At 42.3% G+C, this 20,084-nt stretch carries 23 protein-coding genes; 5 read left to right on the top strand and 18 right to left on the bottom strand.

The window, feature by feature from the left end; genetic code table 11:
* Window positions 1-17: 17 nt before the first annotated feature.
* Window positions 18-1,952, bottom strand: coding sequence for a ComEC/Rec2 family competence protein (locus tag ABXS85_RS01725; protein ID WP_353668330.1), 1,935 nt, complete (start codon window positions 1,950-1,952; stop codon window positions 18-20).
* A gap of 44 nt (window positions 1,953-1,996) precedes the next feature.
* Between ABXS85_RS01725 and ABXS85_RS01720 the strand changes: the two genes are divergently transcribed.
* Window positions 1,997-2,509 carry a DUF2062 domain-containing protein gene (locus ABXS85_RS01720; RefSeq protein ID WP_353668329.1) on the top strand — a complete coding sequence of 171 codons (513 nt, stop codon included), beginning with the start codon at window positions 1,997-1,999 and terminating at the stop codon, window positions 2,507-2,509.
* A 174-nt stretch (window positions 2,510-2,683) separates the two neighbouring features.
* Here ABXS85_RS01720 and ABXS85_RS01715 read toward each other — a convergent pair whose 3' ends face one another.
* The 5 genes from ABXS85_RS01715 to dapA form a co-directional block, all read right to left on the bottom strand.
* The gene (locus tag ABXS85_RS01715; RefSeq protein ID WP_353668328.1) at window positions 2,684-3,367 is read right to left on the bottom strand and encodes an ATP-binding cassette domain-containing protein; all 684 of its coding nucleotides are present in this window, start codon (window positions 3,365-3,367) and stop codon (window positions 2,684-2,686) included.
* Window positions 3,360-4,604 (bottom strand): lipoprotein-releasing ABC transporter permease subunit, encoded by a 1,245-nt coding sequence (locus ABXS85_RS01710; protein WP_353668327.1) that lies wholly within the window; start codon window positions 4,602-4,604, stop codon window positions 3,360-3,362. Before ABXS85_RS01710 ends, ABXS85_RS01715 begins: the two co-directional genes overlap by 8 nt.
* Before the next feature lie 63 nt (window positions 4,605-4,667).
* Window positions 4,668-5,384 carry a phosphoribosylaminoimidazolesuccinocarboxamide synthase gene (gene purC / locus ABXS85_RS01705; protein ID WP_353668326.1) on the bottom strand — a complete coding sequence of 239 codons (717 nt, stop codon included), beginning with the start codon at window positions 5,382-5,384 and terminating at the stop codon, window positions 4,668-4,670.
* 40 nt (window positions 5,385-5,424) lie between these two features.
* A complete protein-coding gene (locus ABXS85_RS01700) occupies window positions 5,425-6,507 on the bottom strand; it encodes a hypothetical protein (RefSeq protein WP_353668325.1) in 1,083 nt (360 codons plus the stop codon).
* Window positions 6,504-7,385 (bottom strand): 4-hydroxy-tetrahydrodipicolinate synthase, encoded by an 882-nt coding sequence (gene dapA, locus ABXS85_RS01695; protein WP_353668324.1) that lies wholly within the window; start codon window positions 7,383-7,385, stop codon window positions 6,504-6,506. Before dapA ends, ABXS85_RS01700 begins: the two co-directional genes overlap by 4 nt.
* 175 nt (window positions 7,386-7,560) lie before the next feature.
* On the opposite strand from dapA, the gene bcp reads away from it, so the two are divergent.
* On the top strand, window positions 7,561-8,010 hold the full coding sequence (gene bcp, locus ABXS85_RS01690; protein ID WP_353668323.1) for a thioredoxin-dependent thiol peroxidase: 450 nt from the start codon (window positions 7,561-7,563) through the stop codon (window positions 8,008-8,010).
* A gap of 251 nt (window positions 8,011-8,261) precedes the next feature.
* Here the strand turns inward: bcp and ABXS85_RS01685 are convergent, their stop codons facing one another.
* A complete protein-coding gene (locus tag ABXS85_RS01685) occupies window positions 8,262-9,242 on the bottom strand; it encodes an aldo/keto reductase (RefSeq protein WP_353668322.1) in 981 nt (326 codons plus the stop codon).
* A gap of 47 nt (window positions 9,243-9,289) precedes the next feature.
* On the opposite strand from ABXS85_RS01685, the gene ABXS85_RS01680 reads away from it, so the two are divergent.
* Window positions 9,290-10,183 carry an AEC family transporter gene (locus ABXS85_RS01680; RefSeq protein ID WP_353668321.1) on the top strand — a complete coding sequence of 298 codons (894 nt, stop codon included), beginning with the start codon at window positions 9,290-9,292 and terminating at the stop codon, window positions 10,181-10,183.
* 65 nt (window positions 10,184-10,248) lie between these two features.
* Here ABXS85_RS01680 and queF read toward each other — a convergent pair whose 3' ends face one another.
* From queF to ABXS85_RS01665, 3 genes are read right to left on the bottom strand one after another with little or no spacing between them, the layout of a single operon-like run.
* Window positions 10,249-11,067, bottom strand: coding sequence for an NADPH-dependent 7-cyano-7-deazaguanine reductase QueF (queF, locus tag ABXS85_RS01675; protein WP_353668320.1), 819 nt, complete (start codon window positions 11,065-11,067; stop codon window positions 10,249-10,251).
* 8 nt (window positions 11,068-11,075) lie between these two features.
* Window positions 11,076-11,849: an ABC transporter permease gene (locus tag ABXS85_RS01670; protein WP_353668319.1), complete on the bottom strand. Its 774-nt coding sequence runs from the start codon at window positions 11,847-11,849 to the stop codon at window positions 11,076-11,078.
* Between the two features lie 3 nt (window positions 11,850-11,852).
* A complete protein-coding gene (locus tag ABXS85_RS01665) occupies window positions 11,853-12,767 on the bottom strand; it encodes an ABC transporter ATP-binding protein (RefSeq protein ID WP_353668318.1) in 915 nt (304 codons plus the stop codon).
* A gap of 60 nt (window positions 12,768-12,827) precedes the next feature.
* On the opposite strand from ABXS85_RS01665, the gene ABXS85_RS01660 reads away from it, so the two are divergent.
* A complete protein-coding gene (locus ABXS85_RS01660; RefSeq protein WP_353668317.1) occupies window positions 12,828-13,235 on the top strand; it encodes a PA2817 family protein in 408 nt (135 codons plus the stop codon).
* Window positions 13,236-13,323: 88 nt separating this feature from the next.
* Here the strand turns inward: ABXS85_RS01660 and fabF are convergent, their stop codons facing one another.
* From fabF to ABXS85_RS01625, 7 genes are all read right to left on the bottom strand, one after another.
* Window positions 13,324-14,562 (bottom strand): beta-ketoacyl-ACP synthase II, encoded by a 1,239-nt coding sequence (gene fabF / locus ABXS85_RS01655; protein ID WP_353668316.1) that lies wholly within the window; start codon window positions 14,560-14,562, stop codon window positions 13,324-13,326.
* Window positions 14,563-14,666: 104 nt separating this feature from the next.
* Window positions 14,667-14,900, bottom strand: a complete 234-nt coding sequence (gene acpP / locus ABXS85_RS01650; RefSeq protein WP_067017871.1) for an acyl carrier protein — start codon at window positions 14,898-14,900, stop codon at window positions 14,667-14,669.
* A 130-nt stretch (window positions 14,901-15,030) separates the two neighbouring features.
* Window positions 15,031-15,765, bottom strand: a complete 735-nt coding sequence (gene fabG / locus ABXS85_RS01645) for a 3-oxoacyl-ACP reductase FabG (protein ID WP_353668315.1) — start codon at window positions 15,763-15,765, stop codon at window positions 15,031-15,033.
* A 49-nt stretch (window positions 15,766-15,814) separates the two neighbouring features.
* On the bottom strand, window positions 15,815-16,738 hold the full coding sequence (fabD, locus tag ABXS85_RS01640; protein WP_353668314.1) for an ACP S-malonyltransferase: 924 nt from the start codon (window positions 16,736-16,738) through the stop codon (window positions 15,815-15,817).
* Window positions 16,735-17,682 carry a fatty acid synthesis protein gene (locus tag ABXS85_RS01635; protein ID WP_353668313.1) on the bottom strand — a complete coding sequence of 316 codons (948 nt, stop codon included), beginning with the start codon at window positions 17,680-17,682 and terminating at the stop codon, window positions 16,735-16,737. Before ABXS85_RS01635 ends, fabD begins: the two co-directional genes overlap by 4 nt.
* An 11-nt stretch (window positions 17,683-17,693) precedes the next feature.
* Window positions 17,694-17,873 carry a 50S ribosomal protein L32 gene (rpmF, locus tag ABXS85_RS01630; RefSeq protein WP_353668312.1) on the bottom strand — a complete coding sequence of 60 codons (180 nt, stop codon included), beginning with the start codon at window positions 17,871-17,873 and terminating at the stop codon, window positions 17,694-17,696.
* Between the two features lie 11 nt (window positions 17,874-17,884).
* Window positions 17,885-18,433, bottom strand: a complete 549-nt coding sequence (locus tag ABXS85_RS01625; RefSeq protein ID WP_353668311.1) for a YceD family protein — start codon at window positions 18,431-18,433, stop codon at window positions 17,885-17,887.
* A 117-nt stretch (window positions 18,434-18,550) separates the two neighbouring features.
* Here ABXS85_RS01625 and ABXS85_RS01620 point away from each other — a divergent pair, with 117 nt between their 5' ends.
* Complete coding sequence (locus ABXS85_RS01620) at window positions 18,551-19,192, top strand: Maf family protein (protein ID WP_353668310.1); 642 nt, start codon at window positions 18,551-18,553, stop codon at window positions 19,190-19,192.
* Here the strand turns inward: ABXS85_RS01620 and ABXS85_RS01615 are convergent.
* Window positions 19,140-20,069 carry a patatin-like phospholipase family protein gene (locus ABXS85_RS01615; protein WP_353668309.1) on the bottom strand — a complete coding sequence of 310 codons (930 nt, stop codon included), beginning with the start codon at window positions 20,067-20,069 and terminating at the stop codon, window positions 19,140-19,142. The genes ABXS85_RS01620 and ABXS85_RS01615 overlap by 53 nt on opposite strands.
* Window positions 20,070-20,084 lie beyond the last annotated feature (15 nt).

The following is a 20,084-nucleotide window of genomic DNA, read 5'->3' as shown; positions in this document are numbered from 1 at the left end:
CCATTTTAGGTTTGTCGCTAATTTAACATACTCTCTAACTTTTCTACACGCATGCAAGTGTCAGATTTAAAGAGAAAAAATGCATATTGACATCGACTGTGCTTAACACGCAACCTTGTCTCTTCAAAATACAAGAAGAGACTCTCATTTTGATCAATATCCAACCAATTTATTGATAATCCTGTCCATAAATCTTGCTGTTCTGAAACCAGCTCCGTTGGCACGATCAACCAATCAACGTCATGTGCTAAGAGATGTTTAGCTGAATAGCTTTGATCCCTTTCGGCCATCAACAATAGAGTATTATCCTTGGCGACATGATAACCGTCTAAAAATAACTGACGTTGCGACTCATCCAACTCTTTTAACGCCAATCTCTCATGGTTTTTTTCAATAAACCAACCACCGTTACCGTGGGCTATAAGTACATCGGCTGTATTTTGCCAACCCATTTCGCCATAAAACAAAACACACCAAATACAAACTAAGGCCAACCAACCTCGACGCAATGGCGATTGGAATACCCAAAACATCAGCGTCATTAGCAAAAGCCATTTGGTAATCAAAGAGTAAGATGGAGCAAAGAAAAGCAAAGGAAGCTCGAACACCAAACGCTCTAAGAAGTCCCATAAAGGTTTCAACATACGTTCCAAAACGGCATAAAGTCGATCATTGGATAACAATAAGACCTCTAACGATGCCAACAATCCAAAAGGAAACCAAACCATGGCAGCAAAAGGTATCAATACGAGATTAATAACTATGGAAGTAACGGAAATGGCTTCTTGCCACCCCAAAATCAACACCATAGAAGCGGTACTGAGCATGAGCTGACTGGCTAGTAAACGACGCCATTTGAACCTTGCAATAGAATAAAAACCGATTAATAAGTACACCATGCTGAACGAAAGCCACAAACCAGGACTTAAAATTTGTCGTGGGTTAATTAGCAATACTATCCATAATGTCAAAGCAAGAATCTGCAAAGCTGAACAGCGCATTTGCAAGCATCGACTCAGCAAATACAAGGTCAACATTATGGTGGCACGAATGACAGGTTCTCCCCATTGCGTCAAATAACCGTATAAGATCAATAAGGGAAAAATACAAAGGAGTTCAACATGATGTCTTGTTAAACCACTTAACAAGAGTCTGGCAGGCAATAACTGCCATAAGGTTTTAGCGACCAACACACCAATGAGAAACATAAAACCAGCGTGCAATCCCGATACGACAAATAAGTGAGCTAACCCTAAGGTTCTCACTACCCATAAGTCTCGCTGGCTCCAATCGTCATCTTGGCCAAATAGCAGCGCCTTAGAAAATCGCCAAGAAGCAAACTGCTGTAATGAATTATCTAAACTTTCCATCACGCTGCGACGCAATGAAAAAGGCAAATCGATGTTTTCCTTAACAGCCAAATCTAATAGCGCAGCTTGTCTTTCAATATAAAGTTGCTTTAACCACCAAGCACCATAGCGATCCGCCAAGGCATAGCGCATCAGACTGACTTCATAATAATGGTTAGGGATGTGCGTACTATAAACCAAGTTAATATCATTAAATAATAAGTTGTCTTCTGCTAATTTAGCCGTAGATTTTTTATCTCGATTGTTAATATCACCTAGCAGTTGCGGGAAGTGCAGACGAACAGCGACAGACTTACTGAATTCTTGATCTGGCAACCTATTGTCGTTTGTTAATATAAGTAAAGTTTGTTGATGCAGGTTGATGAAATAGCGGTCTTGTTCACTTAATGTCACGTTATGACTTGCTGGCGTTTCAGAAAACCACACAGCAAATAATGAAATTAGCGTCAAAAACAAAACTAATACACGCTTTGTGCGTATTAGATAGAGACAGACCAAAATGATATGAGTAGAATACAGCCACAAATACTCATTCGGCACCAAAATGGCGCCAATCATACTAGACAAACTAGTAAGTAACATAAGACCTCCTTGTCTTATGACGGCTAAATGACTGTTATTTAATTATGCCTAAGAATTATCTAAAGAAGTACATTCCTAATCCAGAAAAGCTAAAAGAGAACAAAGCTTTAGCTCTTCTTGGATCACAAATTTATGAGGCAAATTTATGGCATCTTAATCGTCGTTCTGTCGCCAGAGCATTTTTCAACGGTTTATTTTGGGCTTTTATTCCTATGCCCTTTCAAATGCTCGCCGCGGCCATGTTTGCCATCCCATTACGTGCGAATATTCCCTTGTCTATTGCCCTTGTGTGGATTACCAATCCCATCACTATGCCTTTTGTTTTCTACTTCAATTACAAAGTAGGCAGTCTGATCCTTGGTATTGAAAGCGGTAAGAAATTCCAGCTGTCAGTTGAGTGGATCTGGAATAAGCTTGAGCATATCTGGTTACCACTTTACACAGGATCCATTGTGTCAGGATTGGTTATTGGTGCCATTAGTTATGTGACAATTATTGTCTTATGGCGTTTGCATGTGGTGAAACGTTGGCAAGAACGAAAACAGCGAAACCAATAAGGCTTGCTTATTTTGTCCCGCCAAGGGTTAATGAATAAACAAGCTTAAAGAGTGAACAAGCTTAAGAGTAAAATAGAATTCCTCTTACCCAATCCATTCAAATAAAAGCCTAGCACTCAAGTGACTCTACTCAGGTAACTTTACTCAAGTGACACTCTTGATTCAAACTCGGGGTTATTTTAGAGACGTTAGTTCACCTTGCGACAAACGATAAGCAGAATCCATCCAATCCAGCATCTTTTCATCATGAGTAACGATCAAAAAGGCCATTTGGTATGTGGTTTTCAGTGTATTTATCAAATTCTGCACCTCCAAAGAGGTTAATTCATCTAGGTTGCCTGTAGGTTCGTCCATCAATACACAAGCAGGTCGATTGGCTAAAGCCCTAGCAATGGCCACTCGCTGACGCTCACCTCCAGATAACTGGGACGGCTTATGATACAGACGCTCTGACAAACCAACTTGCGTAAGTAATTCGATACCTCGCTGTTTCGCTTCTGACTTTTTCATACCTGAAATCCACATAGGCATCAAAACGTTTTCCAATGCAGAAAACTCAGCTAGCAAATGATGAAACTGATAGACAAAGCCCATTTGCTGATTACGTACTTTCGCTCGTTTCGCATCGCTTAAATTAGACCAAGAAATTTGCGTTAGCTTTACCTCACCTGACGTTGCCAAATCCAAGCCAGCTAACAAATTAAGTAAGGTTGTTTTCCCTGATCCTGATGCACCAACAATGGCACAAGCCTGGCCTTTATGTAGAGAAAAGTTGATATCTTTGAACACCTCAACGGTTTGTTTACCATCTTGATATTGCTTGCATAACGCCTGACACTCTAGCACCAACTCATTCATAACGTAACGCCTCCGCTGGCTCTACTTTCGATGCTCGCCATGCAGGATAAATAGTGGCTGCCACCGTCATAATAAAGGCACTGGTAACGATCAATTCCACATCAGACCATTCCAATTGGGATGGCAAATAATTAATAAAATACACATCAGCATTAAGAAACTGCACGCCGAATAAATGTTGAATACCTGCGATGATGTCGCTGACATTTAGCGCCAAACTTACTCCTAAAATAACGCCAATTAAGGTGCCTAACATACCAATAAAAATACCTTGCACTATGAAGACCCACATTACCTGAACAGAAGTCAGCCCCATGGTGCGTAATATAGCAATATCGTTTCGTTTATCCGTCACCACCATAACCAAAGTGGACACTATATTGAATGCCGCTACTGCGACAATCAATAACAACAAAAGCCCTATCATGGTTTTTTCCATCTGAATGGCTTGGAATAAATTTCCATGTGTACGTGTCCAATCGCTAACACGATTTTGCCCCGGTACAGCACGAGCAATATTCCAAATCTCTTTGGGGGCAACAAATAAATCAGCAAAGGATATACGCAAGGCTTCTACACTGTCTGGTGCATAACGTTTAAGCTTTGCCGCATCTTTGATATTGATATAAGCAAGACTGCTGTCTAACTCAGCACCGACTTCAAAGGTACCTACCAAGGTGAAGCGTTTGAGAACAGGAGCAATACCGGCAATAGAAACAGACGCTTTTGGTAAGATGGCAGTCACCTTATCACCAATATTGACGCGGAGTTGACGGGCCAGTTGGGCGCCTAAGACAATACCAAAAGATTTATCCTTGAGCGCATCCAGCGAACCAGACGCCATATTATCGTCGATGATGGATACCTTCTTTTCCATGTCTGGATTGATGCCATTCAAAATAGCACCGTGGACGCTCTCACCGGACTGAAACATCACTTGTGCTTGTATATGAGGCGCTACCGCGATCACATCTGGCATTTTTTCAACCAACTTTGCCGTTTCCCGCCAATCTTCTAGCAAAGGATTTCCCCATAATGTGGCATGAGGTACCATGCCTAAGATTCGTTCACGCAATTCGCGATCAAACCCATTCATAACAGACAATACGGTAATCAGTACCATAACGCCCAGCGCCAAGCCTGCAATAGAAGAAAAGCTGATAAAAGAAATGAAATGGTTAGAACGCTTAGCTCTGGCATAGCGTAAACCAATAGTAACGGGAAGGAAGTTAATCAAAATTTATCCTTACATGGCAAAATGGAGGTTTTCACCTCCATTTACAAACACTGCCAAGACATTCTAAGCGTCGAAATCGATACCAATACGACGTCCAATGCTTTCGTATGATTCGATTACGTTACCCAAACCTTGACGGAAACGATCTTTATCCAGTTTTTCTTTGGTTTGTGCGTCCCACAGACGGCAACCATCAGGTGAAAACTCATCACCCAAAACGACTTCACCTTTGTATAAGCCAAATTCCAACTTATAATCCACCAAAATCATACCACCTTCAGCGAACAGCTCTTTCAAGACCTGGTTCACTTGGTAAGTCAGCTCTTTGGCCTTCGCCAGATGCTCCGCTTTGGCCCAACCGAACGCTTCAACATGAGACTCGTTGATCATTGGGTCACCTAGCGCGTCGTTTTTCAAGAAAAGCTCAAATGTTGGCGGCGTCAAAGTGGTGCCTTCTTCCACGCCCAAACGACGGCACAAGCTACCCGCTGCCACATTACGTACTACGCATTCTACAGGCATCATATCCAAGCATTTTACCAAAGACTCCGTATCACTAAGTAATTTTTCAAAATGCGTTGGAATGCCAGCTTGTTGAAGTTTGGCCATGATAAAGGCATTGAATTTATTGTTGACCATGCCTTTGCGATCAAGCTGCTCCATTTTTTTGCCATCAAATGCTGACGTATCATCACGAAATACGAGAACCATCTTGTCAGGATCATCTGTACGAAATACAGATTTTGCCTTACCTGCATACAGCTCTTGTCGTTTTTCCATTGGAGAGTCTCCGGTTTTAGTTACGAGGGATTAATTTTATTTAAGGTATGAATCGTTGTGCGATTCTAAAAGATGCTATTTCTGGATTCTCCATCGCAGATACATCCACTACCAAAAAGTCGCCAGCTTTTTGATGGGTTATTTGATACGGATATTCCCTTTCCTGCCAACTGACATCATCTAAATCACGACGATAAACATTAAATAGCTTTTGTTCTTTCCCGTCAGCGCCTATCGGCAAAGAGAAGTCAATGATGTCACCAACTCGAGCTACTTTATCAGCCGGTACTGGGGCCAAGAGTTTCTCATCACCGGGCATCAAGTATATCCCTGCGGCTTTGAGTTTTGCCTCAAACTCATTATCAGAAAGATCCTTACCTAGATAAATAGCATACATGCCTTGGTGGTCAACCCAGACAGGAAATGCCGCTGTCACATCTTTGGTATTGGATAAATAGGCAGAAGACTGATTAAGTTGGAGACCAAAGGTTCCCCATAGGCGAACAGCAATCGACTCAGCGTCAGATTGCGCCATTGGTGATGCCCATTCGGTTGACTTAGCAGGATCTTGATTGACTTCACGGTATTGTAGCTTCACCAAAGTAACATCATCTTGTTGTTCAAAGGAGAAGGCAAATGCCGTCTTTGAAGGGTGCAAACGTGTGATATCACTCCACAAAGAGGCCCACCAACCTTGAGGCTGAAAATCAAATGCAATGGAAACAATTTGATTGTCTGTTTGCGTCTCAATAGACTGCCCAGCACCATGAATGGATGTTAAGAAATCCTCAACGATTTTCTTCGCTTCCGCTGTAGAAGTATTCAGCCTGTACTGCACGGAATCATCCATCTCAGCAAAGCCAATTATTTCCATAGGATAATAGACAAATGGTGCACGAGGCGTAACAAATGGCTGAGGCTTATCTAAATTAGCAATCTCATTTTCGTTTGGAATCACTAAAGTGTCCTGAGACTCAATTGACCCTTCTGGCACTTTTAACTTGGTATGAGCACCCGCTTCTTGTTGATAGTCATTCGAATGGTCTGGAAAAAAGGTACTGCATGCAGACAAGCTTATTGCTACGCTTGCTACACCAAGCAATTTCACCATTGGTTTCATCATACTAATAATACTCCTGCTTCAACCATAGCTTGTCGCACAGCAGCATGATACTGCTCCGCAAGCGGCGTTAATGGTAAACGAATCCCTTCTTGGCACAATCCCAATTGGCTTACTGCCCATTTCACTGGGATAGGATTGGACTCAAGAAATAAATTCTTATGTAATGAGGAAATTGAAGAGTCGAGGTCCTGTGCTTTATCTGCCTGACCAGCAATCGCAAATTCAGCAGCTTGCGCTACCATTTTTGGAGCCACGTTTGCGGTAACGGAAATATTGCCTTTGCCGCCCAATAACATCAAGGAAACAGCGGTTGGATCATCTCCGGAATACACAGCAAAATCCGTAGACACCATTTCAAGCAAAGCCTGACCACGCTCTAGATCCCCTGTTGCATCTTTGATACCGACAATATTGGTAATAGTCGACAAACGAACCACAGTATCGTTTTGCATATCACAGCCAGTTCGACCCGGTACATTATAAAGAATTTGAGGTATGTCGACGGCTTGCGCAACCGCTTTAAAATGCTGGAACAAACCTTCTTGTGTAGGTTTGTTGTAATAAGGCGTGACTAATAAACAAGCATCTGCACCGGCTTCTTTCGCACTACGTGTTAAATCAATGGCTTCATGGGTCGAATTTGCTCCGGTACCCGCGATAACATGTACGCGACCATTTACTTTTTTAACCACTTGTCGAATCACATTAGCATGTTCTTCATGCGTTAAAGTAGAAGCTTCTCCTGTGGTCCCAACGGCCACAATGCCGTGAGTTCCTTCATTAATATGAAACTCGATTAGATCATCCAACTTCTCAGTGTCTACAGCGCCATCCGCTAACATGGGAGTGATAAGCGCAACTAAACTACCCGTGATCATTTTGAGTCTCCGTTAAAATTATAAGCGCGCCTATATTAACGCTCAGGCTGTTTATAAACAATCATTGACAAGAGTAAAGCCTATGTAATTTTGCCATAATTGCCGTTAACAGAGATTTTTTGTTTGGCTCTTGTTAAGCTTGCCTTTTTCATCTGATTGATTCGAGAGAAATGTTATGACTATTGAAGTAGGACAAATTGCCCCAGAGTTCAGCGCCAAAGATCAAAACGGTGACACCATTACCCTTAGTCAGTTCAGAGGTAAAAAGGTAGTGCTGTATTTTTACCCAAAAGACAACACGCCAGGCTGCACCGCTCAAGCGTGTGATTTACGCGATAACTATCAGGCTTTATTAGATCAAGGTTATGTGGTATTGGGCATCAGTCCCGATAGCGAAAAAAAACACCAAAACTTCATCGAAAAATATCAACTGCCTTTCCCATTAATTGCCGATACAGAAAAAACAGTGCACGATTTGTACGGTACTTGGCAGTTAAAAAAGTTCATGGGCAAGGAATACATGGGAACGGTACGCACCACTTTTATCATTGATGAAGAAGGTAAAATTGCCGACATCATAACTAAGGTCAAAACCAAGGCTCATGCCGAGCAGATTTTAAGTTAAGGAAGGTACGAACAAGTCCACTGGCTACGACAACGTGCTCCTGCGTTGCTCTAATCCCCTACATCCATGTAGGGGTCAGCGTGAGGATCACTCTCTTTTATTCGAGGCAAGTTTCGCCGTCCAATATAAGCATATTGGCAAGAAGCTTAACAAAGAATAAAGAGAGCTTAAACCACGCCCTTCCTTAATAATCCTGCCCCTAAATTTTTCAGGGGCAAGATTTACTGACCATCAAATATTTTGCACCTACATCAAATACCGCCACGTATTGCCTGGCGTACTTTTTGTAGATAAAAAGTTTTCAACTTATGGTGAAGCTCAGTCGATAATGGCTCAAGAAGACTGGCTTGAGCATTACGAATTACCTGCTCTGGACGGGTGGCTCCAGCAATAATGGTTGACACTTGTGGCTGATCTAGAATCCATCGTAAAGCCACATCCAAAATACTATGATCTTCAGGCAACATAGCACTGACTTCCTCCACAAGATCTATTCCCTGATCAAAAGGAATGCCATTAAATGTTTCACCAACATGAAAAGCCACACCATCTTTGTTGTAGTGTCGATGGTCGCTTTCATCAAATTGATAGCCTTTAAACATCTTTCCCGTTAACAAACCACTGGCCAAAGGCAAGCGAACAATGACACCTATGTTTTTCTCTGACACTAATGGAAACAATTCATCCACGGCATCTTGACGAAATAGATTAAACAAAACCTGTAAACTGGCGAGCTTATCGTGCTGGCAGCAAAATAGAGCTTCGTCGATCATTTCGACACTGGCACCAAAATACTCAATTAAACCTTCCTGTTGAAAGTCTTCCATCCATGCTAGTACATCGCCAGCAAACAAGACCTCTCTTGGAACACAATGCAGCTGAGCCAGATTAAGCGTTTCCACTCCCAAACGCTTGGCAGACGCCTGAAGGCTCTGCTTCATCTTCACCTTAGTATAACCATCTGGGTATAATTCCCCATTACGACCCACTTTGGTGGCGATTTTAGGCTGCCAACTGCTCTGCTTTAGCCAACGACCAATGCGCTCTTCGCTGAGTCCTGCACCATAGACATCTGCCGTATCGAAAAAGCTAATGCCTTGTTCCTTAGCCGCATCCAATACTGCTAAGGCTTGTTTATCTTCAATGGGGCCAAAGTCATTACCTAACTGCCAACACCCCAATCCTATCTCAGAAATTGACCAAGCTGTCTTACCTAGTATTCTTGATTTCATCTGTTATCCTTATTTTTCGATTTTAATCATGTAGTTAAGAGACATTCATGCTTCCCTCAATTCTCCTTGCTTTAACTCCTATTGTGTTGCTTGCCAGTCTAGGATTTTTTTTAGGGAAACATACCGATTATTTAGACGCCCCGCAAATCGGTAATCTAGTGTCCAATATAGGCATGCCAGCTCTACTGTTAACCTCTGTTTTGTCAATGAATATGGAAATCTATTCTATGGCAAAAATCATTATGGCGAGTATTTTGATATTGGCCAGCATGTCACTTATCACTCTAGCTTTCCTTAAGCTAACTGGTCAATCCATTCGTTTTTATCTGTCTCCTTTAGTTAACCCAAATGCAGGCAATCTTGGTATTCCTATTGCGTTCGCTTTATTTGCTGAACCAGGGTTGGCGGTAGCGGTTGTGGTATCGTCCGTGGTGCAGATCAGTCACTTTAGTCTGGGTGTTGGTGTTATGTCAGGAGAATATCGTCCAAAACAGCTACTGAAAAATGGGCCTGTTATTGCCTTGCTCATTGGCATCATAATGTTATCTCTGTCCATACAGCTACCAGAAGCAATCACCAATACTTTGACCATGATGAGCCAAATAACGCTTCCTATGATGCTGTTATTACTTGGCAATTCATTGAGTAAATTGACCATCAAGGACAAAGGCAAACTAAAAAGCGTTATCGCTTTTTCTATTTATCGACCTGTAATGGGCTGTTTGGTGGCTTTTGCCATTACTTGCTTATTGCCTCTAACGCCGCTGGAAAAAATGGTACTCATCATTCTAAACGCCATGCCTGTGGCTGTAATCAGTTACATGCTGGCTACGAGCTACAAGGGGCCAAAAGAAGAAATAGCACTGATGATTTTGCTGTCTCTGCCCATATCATTGATAATCTGTGGGCTACTTGGTTGGCTAGCTTTACAGGCTACATGAGATATTTACGCAAGGTCATAAAATAAAAAAACCACAGCTTAGTGTGGTTTTTCATATCATGCGATTTACTGTCGACTCAATCTATCATTACCCAATACCAAACCCTCTTGGGTCGAACGGTATGGGTTAATGTCCAAACCACCACGGCGAACATAACGAGCGTATACGGTCAGAAACTCTGGCTGACATTGACGCATGATGTCAATAAAGATGCGTTCAACACACTGCTCATGAAAATCCGTATGCTCTCGAAAAGAAACAATGTATTTAAGCAGGGATTCATGTTGAATTTTTGGTCCACAATAATCAATAAATACTGACCCCCAATCTGGCTGATTGGTCACCGGACAGTTGGATTTTAATAAGTGGCTGACCAAGCGCTCTTCCACCTGACCTAGACTTTGATCAGTAGTAAGTAATTCGCTATTTGGGTGGTAGTCATTAATGTCCACGTCCAAATGATCTATACAATAATCTGGCGTCAAAATCACCAAAGATTGCATAGCATCCAGTTCACGCAATACAACTGTGACCTTAGCACCTGCAGCGGCAGACAAGTCGTTCTCAAGAATGCCTTGAACCTGCTCAAAGGATTCGTAACGCATTTGATTCAGTGAATTCAAATATAACTTAAACGACTTAGATTCAATAATATTAGGAGAATCACAAGGCAAGCGGAATTCCGCAATCATAACGATAGGTTTGCCCTTCGAGTCCAACCAAGAAACTTCGTAAGCATTCCACACATCTTCACCGTAAAAAGGCAGACGCTCAGAAGCAATTCCCATTTCTGACCACTTATCCACCCGTGCAATGGGATAAAGCAACCCTGCATCGTACTCAGAAACATACTCTGTTTGCTGACCTAAGGGTAAAAAGCCCATAACTTACCTCAATTTCTAATGCCCTTGCCTTTATTTAACAAGTGCAATCCGTACCAAAATAAAACCACAATAAACACACTGACCATGACCAGTGCCCAGTAAATATTAATGTCAGAAATACCAAGAATGCCATATCGAAACGCATTCACCATATATAACACAGGATTAAGCAGTGAAATCGATTGCCAAAAGTTAGACAACAAATCGATCGAATAAAAGACCCCACCTAAATACGTCAAAGGCGTTAATATAAAGGTAGGTACGATTGACACATCATCAAAATTACGCGCATAAATAGCATTCACAAAGCCGCCCAAAGAAAACATCACGGCTGTGAGAAACACCACAAGAATGGTCAGAAACAAATTTTCTAATGCCAGATGAGTAAAAAACAATGACAGTAAGGTGACAATGAAGCCTACACTCAACCCGCGCGCGACGCCCCCTAGCACGTAACCCAATAAAATCACCCAGTTAGGTGTTGGTGAGACTAATAACTCTTGAATGCTAAGCTGAAATTTAGCCGAAAAAAAAGACGATGACACATTAGAATAGGAATTGGTAATCACCGACATCATGATTAAACCAGGCACTATGTATTGCATGTAACTAAAGCCCCCCATTTCACCAATTCGATCACCAATTAGGTTACCAAAAATAGCGAAATACAAGCTCATTGTAATGGCTGGTGGTAATAAAGTTTGTGCCCAAATTCGTGTGAAGCGACGAATCTCACGAGCTAAAATAGTACAAAACGCAATCCAGATTTCAGAATTTTTCATACTCTAGCCCTTAATTAATTTTACAAATAATTCTTCAAGTCGATTTGATTTATTGCGCATACTCACTACATTTACCGACACCTTATCCAGCGCACTGAAAATATGATTGATCGATTGCCCCTTGGTTACCTCAACCTCCAAGCTAGAGCCATCTGCGCTGATTGTGACACTATAGTCGTCCACCGACCAATCTGTCGGTAATGGCTGATCTAGGTCTAAAATAAAAGTTTCTTGATTAAGGGTTTTAAGCAGTGCTTTGACACTGGTATTTTCGACAATTTCACCCGCATTAATAATGGCAATATTGCGGCACAACTGCTCTGCTTCTTCTAAGTAATGGGTGGTGAGTATGATGGTCGTACCACGGGCATTTAACCCCTTAATGAATTCCCACATGGAACGACGTAATTCAATGTCCACACCAGCGGTTGGCTCGTCTAAAATCAGCACTTCGGGTTCATGAATCAAAGCCCGCGCAATCATTAATCGCCGCTTCATGCCCCCTGATAACATGCGCGACTGAACGTCTTTTTTATCCCACAGGTCCAACTCTTTTAGATATTTTTCAGCTCGCTCAGCCGCCACATTGCGATCAATCCCATAGAAACCAGCCTGAGTAACGACAACGTTAAAAACCGTTTCAAAGACATTAAAATTGAATTCTTGTGGCACCACACCCAAGTATTGTTTTGCCTTGGCAAAGTCTTGATCTATGTCGTGCCCAAAAATAGACACTTTACCAGACGACTTGTTAACCAATGAACAGAGAATACCGATGCTTGTCGATTTTCCAGCACCATTTGGCCCTAACAAGGCAAAGAAATCCCCTTTCTCAACCGTTAAATTCACCCCTTTTAATGCTTCAAATCCGCTTTCATAGCGTTTTTTGAGGTCACTAATTTCGATTGCATATGTCATAATTAGGTTTCTCGTACGGCTCTAGCCGACTCAATCGTTACTTATTTAATAGGGTTTTACGTGGAATCACGCACACAATACATTCTTAACGCTTTTGCAGATCTACGTCAGCGATTCGCTGAACACGATCCATTTAACACTGCGGATTTAGCAGAAGAAGAAACGGATTTTCTTAAGAAATGGGAGCTTCTTAGCCAGCAGATCGAAAATAACGAAGCGGATTACAGTTTCAATGCCCAAGAAATTTTAGCACGCTTTATTCGCTGCTACCCAAATCTAGTCCCATTAATCAAACGGGAATTACTCTGGTTTATCGGTGGTGAATGCCTGCATTATTTAGGTGATGAAGAAATCGCCTTTTATCAACAATTAGAAGACCAACTCTATGAATTAGATAATCAACAAATTGCCTATGATATTCACGATGAAATCAGTAAATTTCGTAACCATAATAAGCAGTTACACTAATCGCTACTATCAAGTATCTCACTAGATAAACAGCAACTGCGCACTCAGCAAACGCAACTTTCTTGGGCGATATAAATCGCCCAAGAAATTACACCTTTTTAAACACCAATGTTCCGTTCGTTCCGCCGAAACCAAATGAGTTGTTTAAAACCACATCAATTTTGCGCTTCTGCGGAGTGAATGGCACATAATTTAAATCACAACCTTCACCCACTTCTTCAAGGTTAATGGTTGGCGGGGCGACTTGATCACGTATTGCTAAGATAGAGAAAATTGACTCAACAGCTCCTGAGGCCCCCAGAAGATGACCTATCATGGACTTTGTTGAGCTAATTGCCACATCAGAAGCGTCCTCACCCATCACCGCTTTAACCGCTTGCGTTTCCGCCAAATCACCGGCAGGCGTGGAAGTACCGTGGGCATTGATATAATCAATTTCCATTGGTGAAACCCCAGCATCTTTTAGAGCCGAGCTCATGGCCACTGCGGCTCCTTCACCACCTTCAGGCGGCGCTGTCATATGATGGGCATCATCACTCATACCAAAGCCTGCTAACTCAGCGTAAATGGTCGCACCACGAGCAACAGCATGCTCATATTCTTCTAGCACTAAAATGCCCGAACCGTCTCCCATCACAAAACCATCACGATCTTTGTCCCATGGGCGACTTGCCGTTTTCGGATCATCATTACGGGTTGATAAAGCTCTCGCGGCTCCGAAACCACCAATGCCAAGTGGCGTTATCGCCATTTCAGCGCCACCCGCTATCATTACATCCGCATCACCATAAGCAATCATTCTACCAGCCATACCGATATTATGAGTGCCTGTAGTACAAGCCGTAACAATTGAAATATTCGGTCCTTTAAAGCCAAAACGAATGGCTACATGACCAGAAATCATATTAATAATCGCGCCCGGGACAAAGAAAGGCGATATACGTTTTGGCCCAGACTCATTCAATAACTCAAGGTTCTTTTCAATCATTGGTAAGCCACCAATACCAGAACCAATAGCACAACCAACACGAGCCAAATCTACGGTTTCTTCGCGAATATCCGCATCTTCTAAAGCTTGTACAGCAGCTGCAATACCATATTGAATGAAAATATCCATTTTGCGAGCTTCTTTGACACTCATATACTGAGTTGCATCAAAGTCAGTCACTTGCGCCGCAAATCGCGTGGAAAATTGGCTAGAATCAAAAGAAGTAATCTCACTGACACCGCTTTTGCCTTCCAATATGTTATCCCACGTGTCTTTTACATTATTGCCAAGGGGTGTCACCATTCCCATTCCTGTGACTACAACCCGACGACGAGACATATGATTCCTCCAAAAATCGCCACCACAACCTAAATGGCTATTAATAAGAAAAGCCGCTGTAACAATTACGAGCGGCTTTTCGGGAAACTCAGTTCACCAAACTATTACAAGTTAGCGTTGATGTAGTCATTCGCTGCTTGTACGGTAGTGATTTTTTCAGCTTCTTCATCAGGAATTTCAGTATCAAATTCCTCTTCAAGAGCCATAACCAACTCAACCGTATCTAGGGAATCTGCACCTAGGTCATCTACAAAAGATGCTGAAGGAACAACCTCTTCCTCTTTAACACCCAGTTGTTCACAAACGATTTTTTTTACGCGTTCTTCAATGCTACTCATTAGAAGTTCCTACTCTACTCATTAACAGCTCATTGTGAGCATATTATATATTCGATCGCCTTAAAGGCATGATTCTCAACATGAACCGGAGACGTATTTTCGTTGAATTAATTATAAAATTCAACTCAAATTATGACATATACATGCCGCCATTGACATGCAAGGTCTCACCGGTAATGTACGCAGCGCCTTGTGACGCCAAAAATGCGACAGCTGACGCAATTTCTTCAGGTTGACCAAGACGCGCTGAAGGCACTTTTTCCACCAATTTGGCTTTGTGATCTTCTGGCAATACTTTGGTCATGTCTGTTTCAATAAAGCCTGGGGCAACACAATTCACTGTGATACCACGAGAAGCAATTTCCGCTGCTAGCGAACGGCTAAAGCCTTCTAAACCCGCTTTGGCAGCTGAATAGTTAGTCTGACCACCATTCCCCATGGAGCCTACAACAGAACTAATACTGATGACGCGACCAAATTTGGCTTTGGTCATACCACGCAAGCAAGCCTTGGTGACACGATATACTGAAGTCAGATTAGTGTTAAGCACTTGCTCCCACTCATCTTCTTTCATACGCATCATAAGGTTATCGCGAGTAATACCGGCATTATTAACTAAAATAGTTGGCGCACCGAATTCAGCGGTCACTTCTTTGACCACACTGTCTACGGAATCACTGGATGAGACATCCAATACCCAACCCTTTCCATTTTCACCTAGGTATTCACTGATACTTTGCGCACCAGATTCACTGGTCGCGGTACCAATCACGGTTGCACCTTGCTCAACTAAAGCAGTTGCAATCGCTTTACCTATGCCTCGTGTCGCTCCTGTCACTAGGGCAATTTTTCCTTCAAGACTCATTCCTGTCTCCAACAATTAACAAAAAAGCAAAAGCTAAAGGAAGGTATTCCTAGTTAGCTAATGCCGCTTCAAAACCTGCCAAATCTCCAACAGAAGATGCTGCCAAGCCTTTTACAATACGTTTATTCAAACCACTTAACACTTTACCTGGTCCACATTCAATAGTGGTAGTAACACCCAACTCAGCAAGTAAAGCAATCGATTGTGTCCACAATACAGGCTCACTCAATTGAGCCACCAAGTTCGACTTGATCAACTCAGGATCGGACACAGCCTGCGCAGAAACATTCTGCACCAGTGTACAAGTCGGCGCTTTAAACTCAATAGAGTTCAATTCTTTGGCCAATTTTTCGCCTGCAGGAATCATCAATTCACAATGAGATGGTACACTAACAGGAAGGGGTAAAGCACGTTTTGCACCTGCTTCTTTCGCTTTTTCCATTGCTGCTTCTACGGCGGCAACATGACCAGCAATAACCACTTGACCTGGCGAGTTAAAATTCACTGCACTGACGATGCCTTGTACAGCATCACAAACCGCAACGACCTTATCATCATCTAAACCAATAATCGCCGCCATAGCGCCTTCACCAGCTGGGACAGCTTGCTGCATGTACTCGCCGCGTAATTTTACCAATTTCACAGCATCAGCAAACTCAATCACACCAGCACACACTAAAGCAGAGTATTCCCCTAAACTGTGACCAGCCAGGTAGGCGGGTTTGTCACCCCCCTGCTGCTCCCAAAGACGCCATAGAGCAACACTTGACGTCAACAAAGCTGGTTGAGTTTTATCAGTTTGGCTCAATCTTTCAGCATCATTTTGAACCAGATCCCATAGATCGTAGCCCAAAGCATCAGAAGCTTCCGCAAAGGTTTGCTTTATAATGCCATGCTTTTCAGCCAAGTCAGCAAGCATACCTAGCTGCTGAGACCCCTGACCGGGAAAAACAAAAGCGGTTGTTGTACTCATTTTATTTCCTCCTTACAAATTCGCGCTTCTATCACCTGCGATAAATTAGCGCGCGCGACATCCATTCCGTATTCAATCGCCCCAATCATTGCAGGCACATCTGAGCGACCATGACCTTTTACCAAATTGCCACGCACTCCCACAAGGCAAGCCCCATGACGTCGCTCAGTTTGGTAAAAAGACTCAAAAACAGAAGACGCCTGTGTGATGCGAGTCATTTTTTTCTGAATAAATGATAATAAACCTTCGGATGCTTTTAATACTGCGTTACCCACCATGCCATCACAAACAATGACATTTTTTTCACCTTCAAACAATTCACTCCCTTCGGCGTAGCCTTGATAATTGGGCCACTCTTGGTCAATTAAAAGGCCATCAGCCTCTTTAATAACCGCACTGCCTTTTGAGCTCTCTACCCCAACGTTCAACAAGCCCACTTTTGGCTCCTCATCACTCAAAGCTTCTACATAAGCGGCACCTAATTGAGCAAAGCCTACTAACATTGATGCAGGACAATGAACATTTGCCCCTAGATCCACTAAACAACGTAAGGGATTAGATTGTATTTCACGCATTAAAGCAGGATACAACTTAGGGCGAATTAGACCAAGAATATGACGCGCTAATGCCACCATTACACCAGTATTACCCAAGGTAACCACAACATCAGATTGCTTTGTGAATAAACTGCGAATAGCTTGATATATTGAAGTTTGTTGACGATGAAACAAGGACAAACGAATCTCTTCATCAGGTAATATGACATCATCACAAGCTACTAAAGAGAGTCTTTCGTGAGGCGAAGGTAAATCAAGCCCTGCATTTGGGGCATAGAAAAGAGTAATTGCCACATCAGGATTATTGTCCAATATATGAACAGCTCCCTGAAAAGCAATACGGGGACCTAAGTCCCCGCCCATAGCGTCTAAAGCTACCCTGATCATGGGTATCTTAATTACTCACCTTTTGGGGCGATAACTTGACGGCCACGGTAAAAGCCGTCTGCAGAAATGTGGTGACGACGGTGAATTTCACCCGTTGTCTTTTCTACAGATAGAGTTGCGCTAGTCAAAGCATCGTGAGAACGACGCTGGCCGCGACGTGAACGAGTTACTTTACTTTTTTGTACTGCCATTTTTGGAGCTCCTAACTTTTCTTAGCCTTTAATTGGGCTAATACACTAAATGGATTCGGTTTTTCGTCATCCGCTGCGTCATCGGTAGACGAGGCATACTTTTGAGCTGTTGGGTTGCAACCACTTTCTTCGTGATAAGCGACAATAGGCAAAGCAAGTATGATTTCTTGCTCGACCATATCTGCCAAAATTACTTCACCATCGGTCATGACAACAGGATCGTAATTGTTCGGAAGATTTTTTGCATGATCTTCGTCATAAACAAAGCCCAGTGCTAAATCCACCGCCAGATCATACTCAACTGGTCCCATGCAACGCTGACAAACAACCTGCACTTTCGCTGTCAATGATCCGGTAGCAATATATCGCCTATCCTCATCAACTCTAAAGTCTAAATGTATAAATGCATCACCCTCATCTGAGGCTAAAACAGCACATAACTCCTTAAATTGATTAAGGGGCATTTTCCCTTCAAACGCCGACTCATTGTTAGCGTACTTGCGCGGGTCAAAATATTTGGGCAATGTGTCATTCAACATGGCGGCAAATGATATTGCCAAGCACCTCTATTGTCAAAGTCTAACTGCACTTAAAGCGCTTTTTTTCACTTTATTTTGAACCAGATAGAGAAAAACAAGTAAAATTCACACATTCACTCACCCCCCACAGGAAAAATGATGCAACAAAAACTCATTTTGGGCTCCTCGTCCCCTTATCGAAAGGCACTATTACAACGACTTAACCTGTCTTTTGAATGTGTTTCACCTAACATTGATGAACAGCCTCTTATTCATGAATCACCAGAAGCATTAGTAAAACGCTTAACCATTAGTAAAGCGCAGGCTGTCGCTGAGCAAATAGACAAATGTCCACCATCAACCACTTCATCCATTATCATTGCATCCGATCAAGTTGCTGTATTGCACAAGGATATTCTCGGCAAGCCACACACTCATACCAAGGCTATTGCTCAACTCACTCGATTTAGTGGCGAAAAGGTCAGCTTTTTAACTGGCTTATGTGTTTTTAATACCGCCACGCAAAAATACGATTACAGCTTAGTACCCTATCATGTGCATTTTCGTCAGTTGAGTGAACAAGAGATTGTGAATTACGTTAGCCTTGAACAACCTTTAGATTGCGCTGGCAGCTTTAAATGTGAAGGCCTAGGCGTTACCCTATTTGAAAAAATGGCAGGTGATGATCCAACTGCCCTCATTGGACTACCATTAATTGAACTGTGTCGCTTATTACGTAAGCAAGGCATTAACCCTTTGGAAATGAATGATAAACTGAATTATTCGATTCAAGGTCAGTAATGGCTTTTTGCGCCACTTCATAACCGAATTTAATTAATTCTTCAGCCCGCCAAAATTCATAAAACGCGGAAATATCTTTGGGTACTGAGATCAATAAATCCGGCGGATAGCCCGCCAACTTATATTGAGTTAATGATTCTTGCATAGTCTCAAACATCATGTTGATGGTTTCTAAACGTCCCCAGCTCTCCGCATTGTAATCCCCCTGATTTTCTTCATTTTTATTTTTGGAGAATAAACTTTTGGCATTGTTCCACCAAGCTGGACCATCTTCTTGCTCTTCTATTTTTTCTTGCTCATGATGGATATTATCCGCCGGACCATTAAGATCTACAGCAATAATATAATCTGCTCCCGCTGGTACAGAAGGAATAATAGGCAACGGATTGAGCACACCACCGTCAACATATTTGCGATCATTTATTGCCACAGGTGAGACAATCGAAGGAATTGCAGAAGACGCGCGCATCGCGCTAATGAGATCACCGCGCTGGAACCAAAACTCCTTTTGATTAAGTAGATCTACCGTCACTGCTGTAAAATCTATGTTCAAATCTTCTATTTGTGGCGCACCAATCATCTCTTCGATTTTCTCGAAAAATTTGTCGCCTTTAATATAACCACCATTAAAAATAGACATGTCCAATAAGCGCAGAACACTTACCTTATCAAGAGACAAAGCCCACTCTTCGTATTCCTTAAATTTACCAGCGGCATAAACGCCACCAACAATTGCACCGATTGAACAACCTGAAACACTGATAATATCATAACCCGCTTCTTCAACCGCTTTGATAACACCAATGTGCGCATGCCCTCTTGCAGCACCACTTCCTAGTACCAAAGAAGCGGTTTTTTTGTTTCTTAAATCTTCCATAAGTTTCCTAGTGAA

The sequence above is a fragment of the Marinomonas sp. THO17 genome, assembly GCF_040436405.1.
Taxonomy (GTDB): Bacteria; Pseudomonadota; Gammaproteobacteria; order Pseudomonadales; family Marinomonadaceae; genus Marinomonas.
The sequence above is the reverse complement of the archived record's forward strand: the minus strand, read 5'-3'. Positions and strand labels throughout refer to the sequence as shown.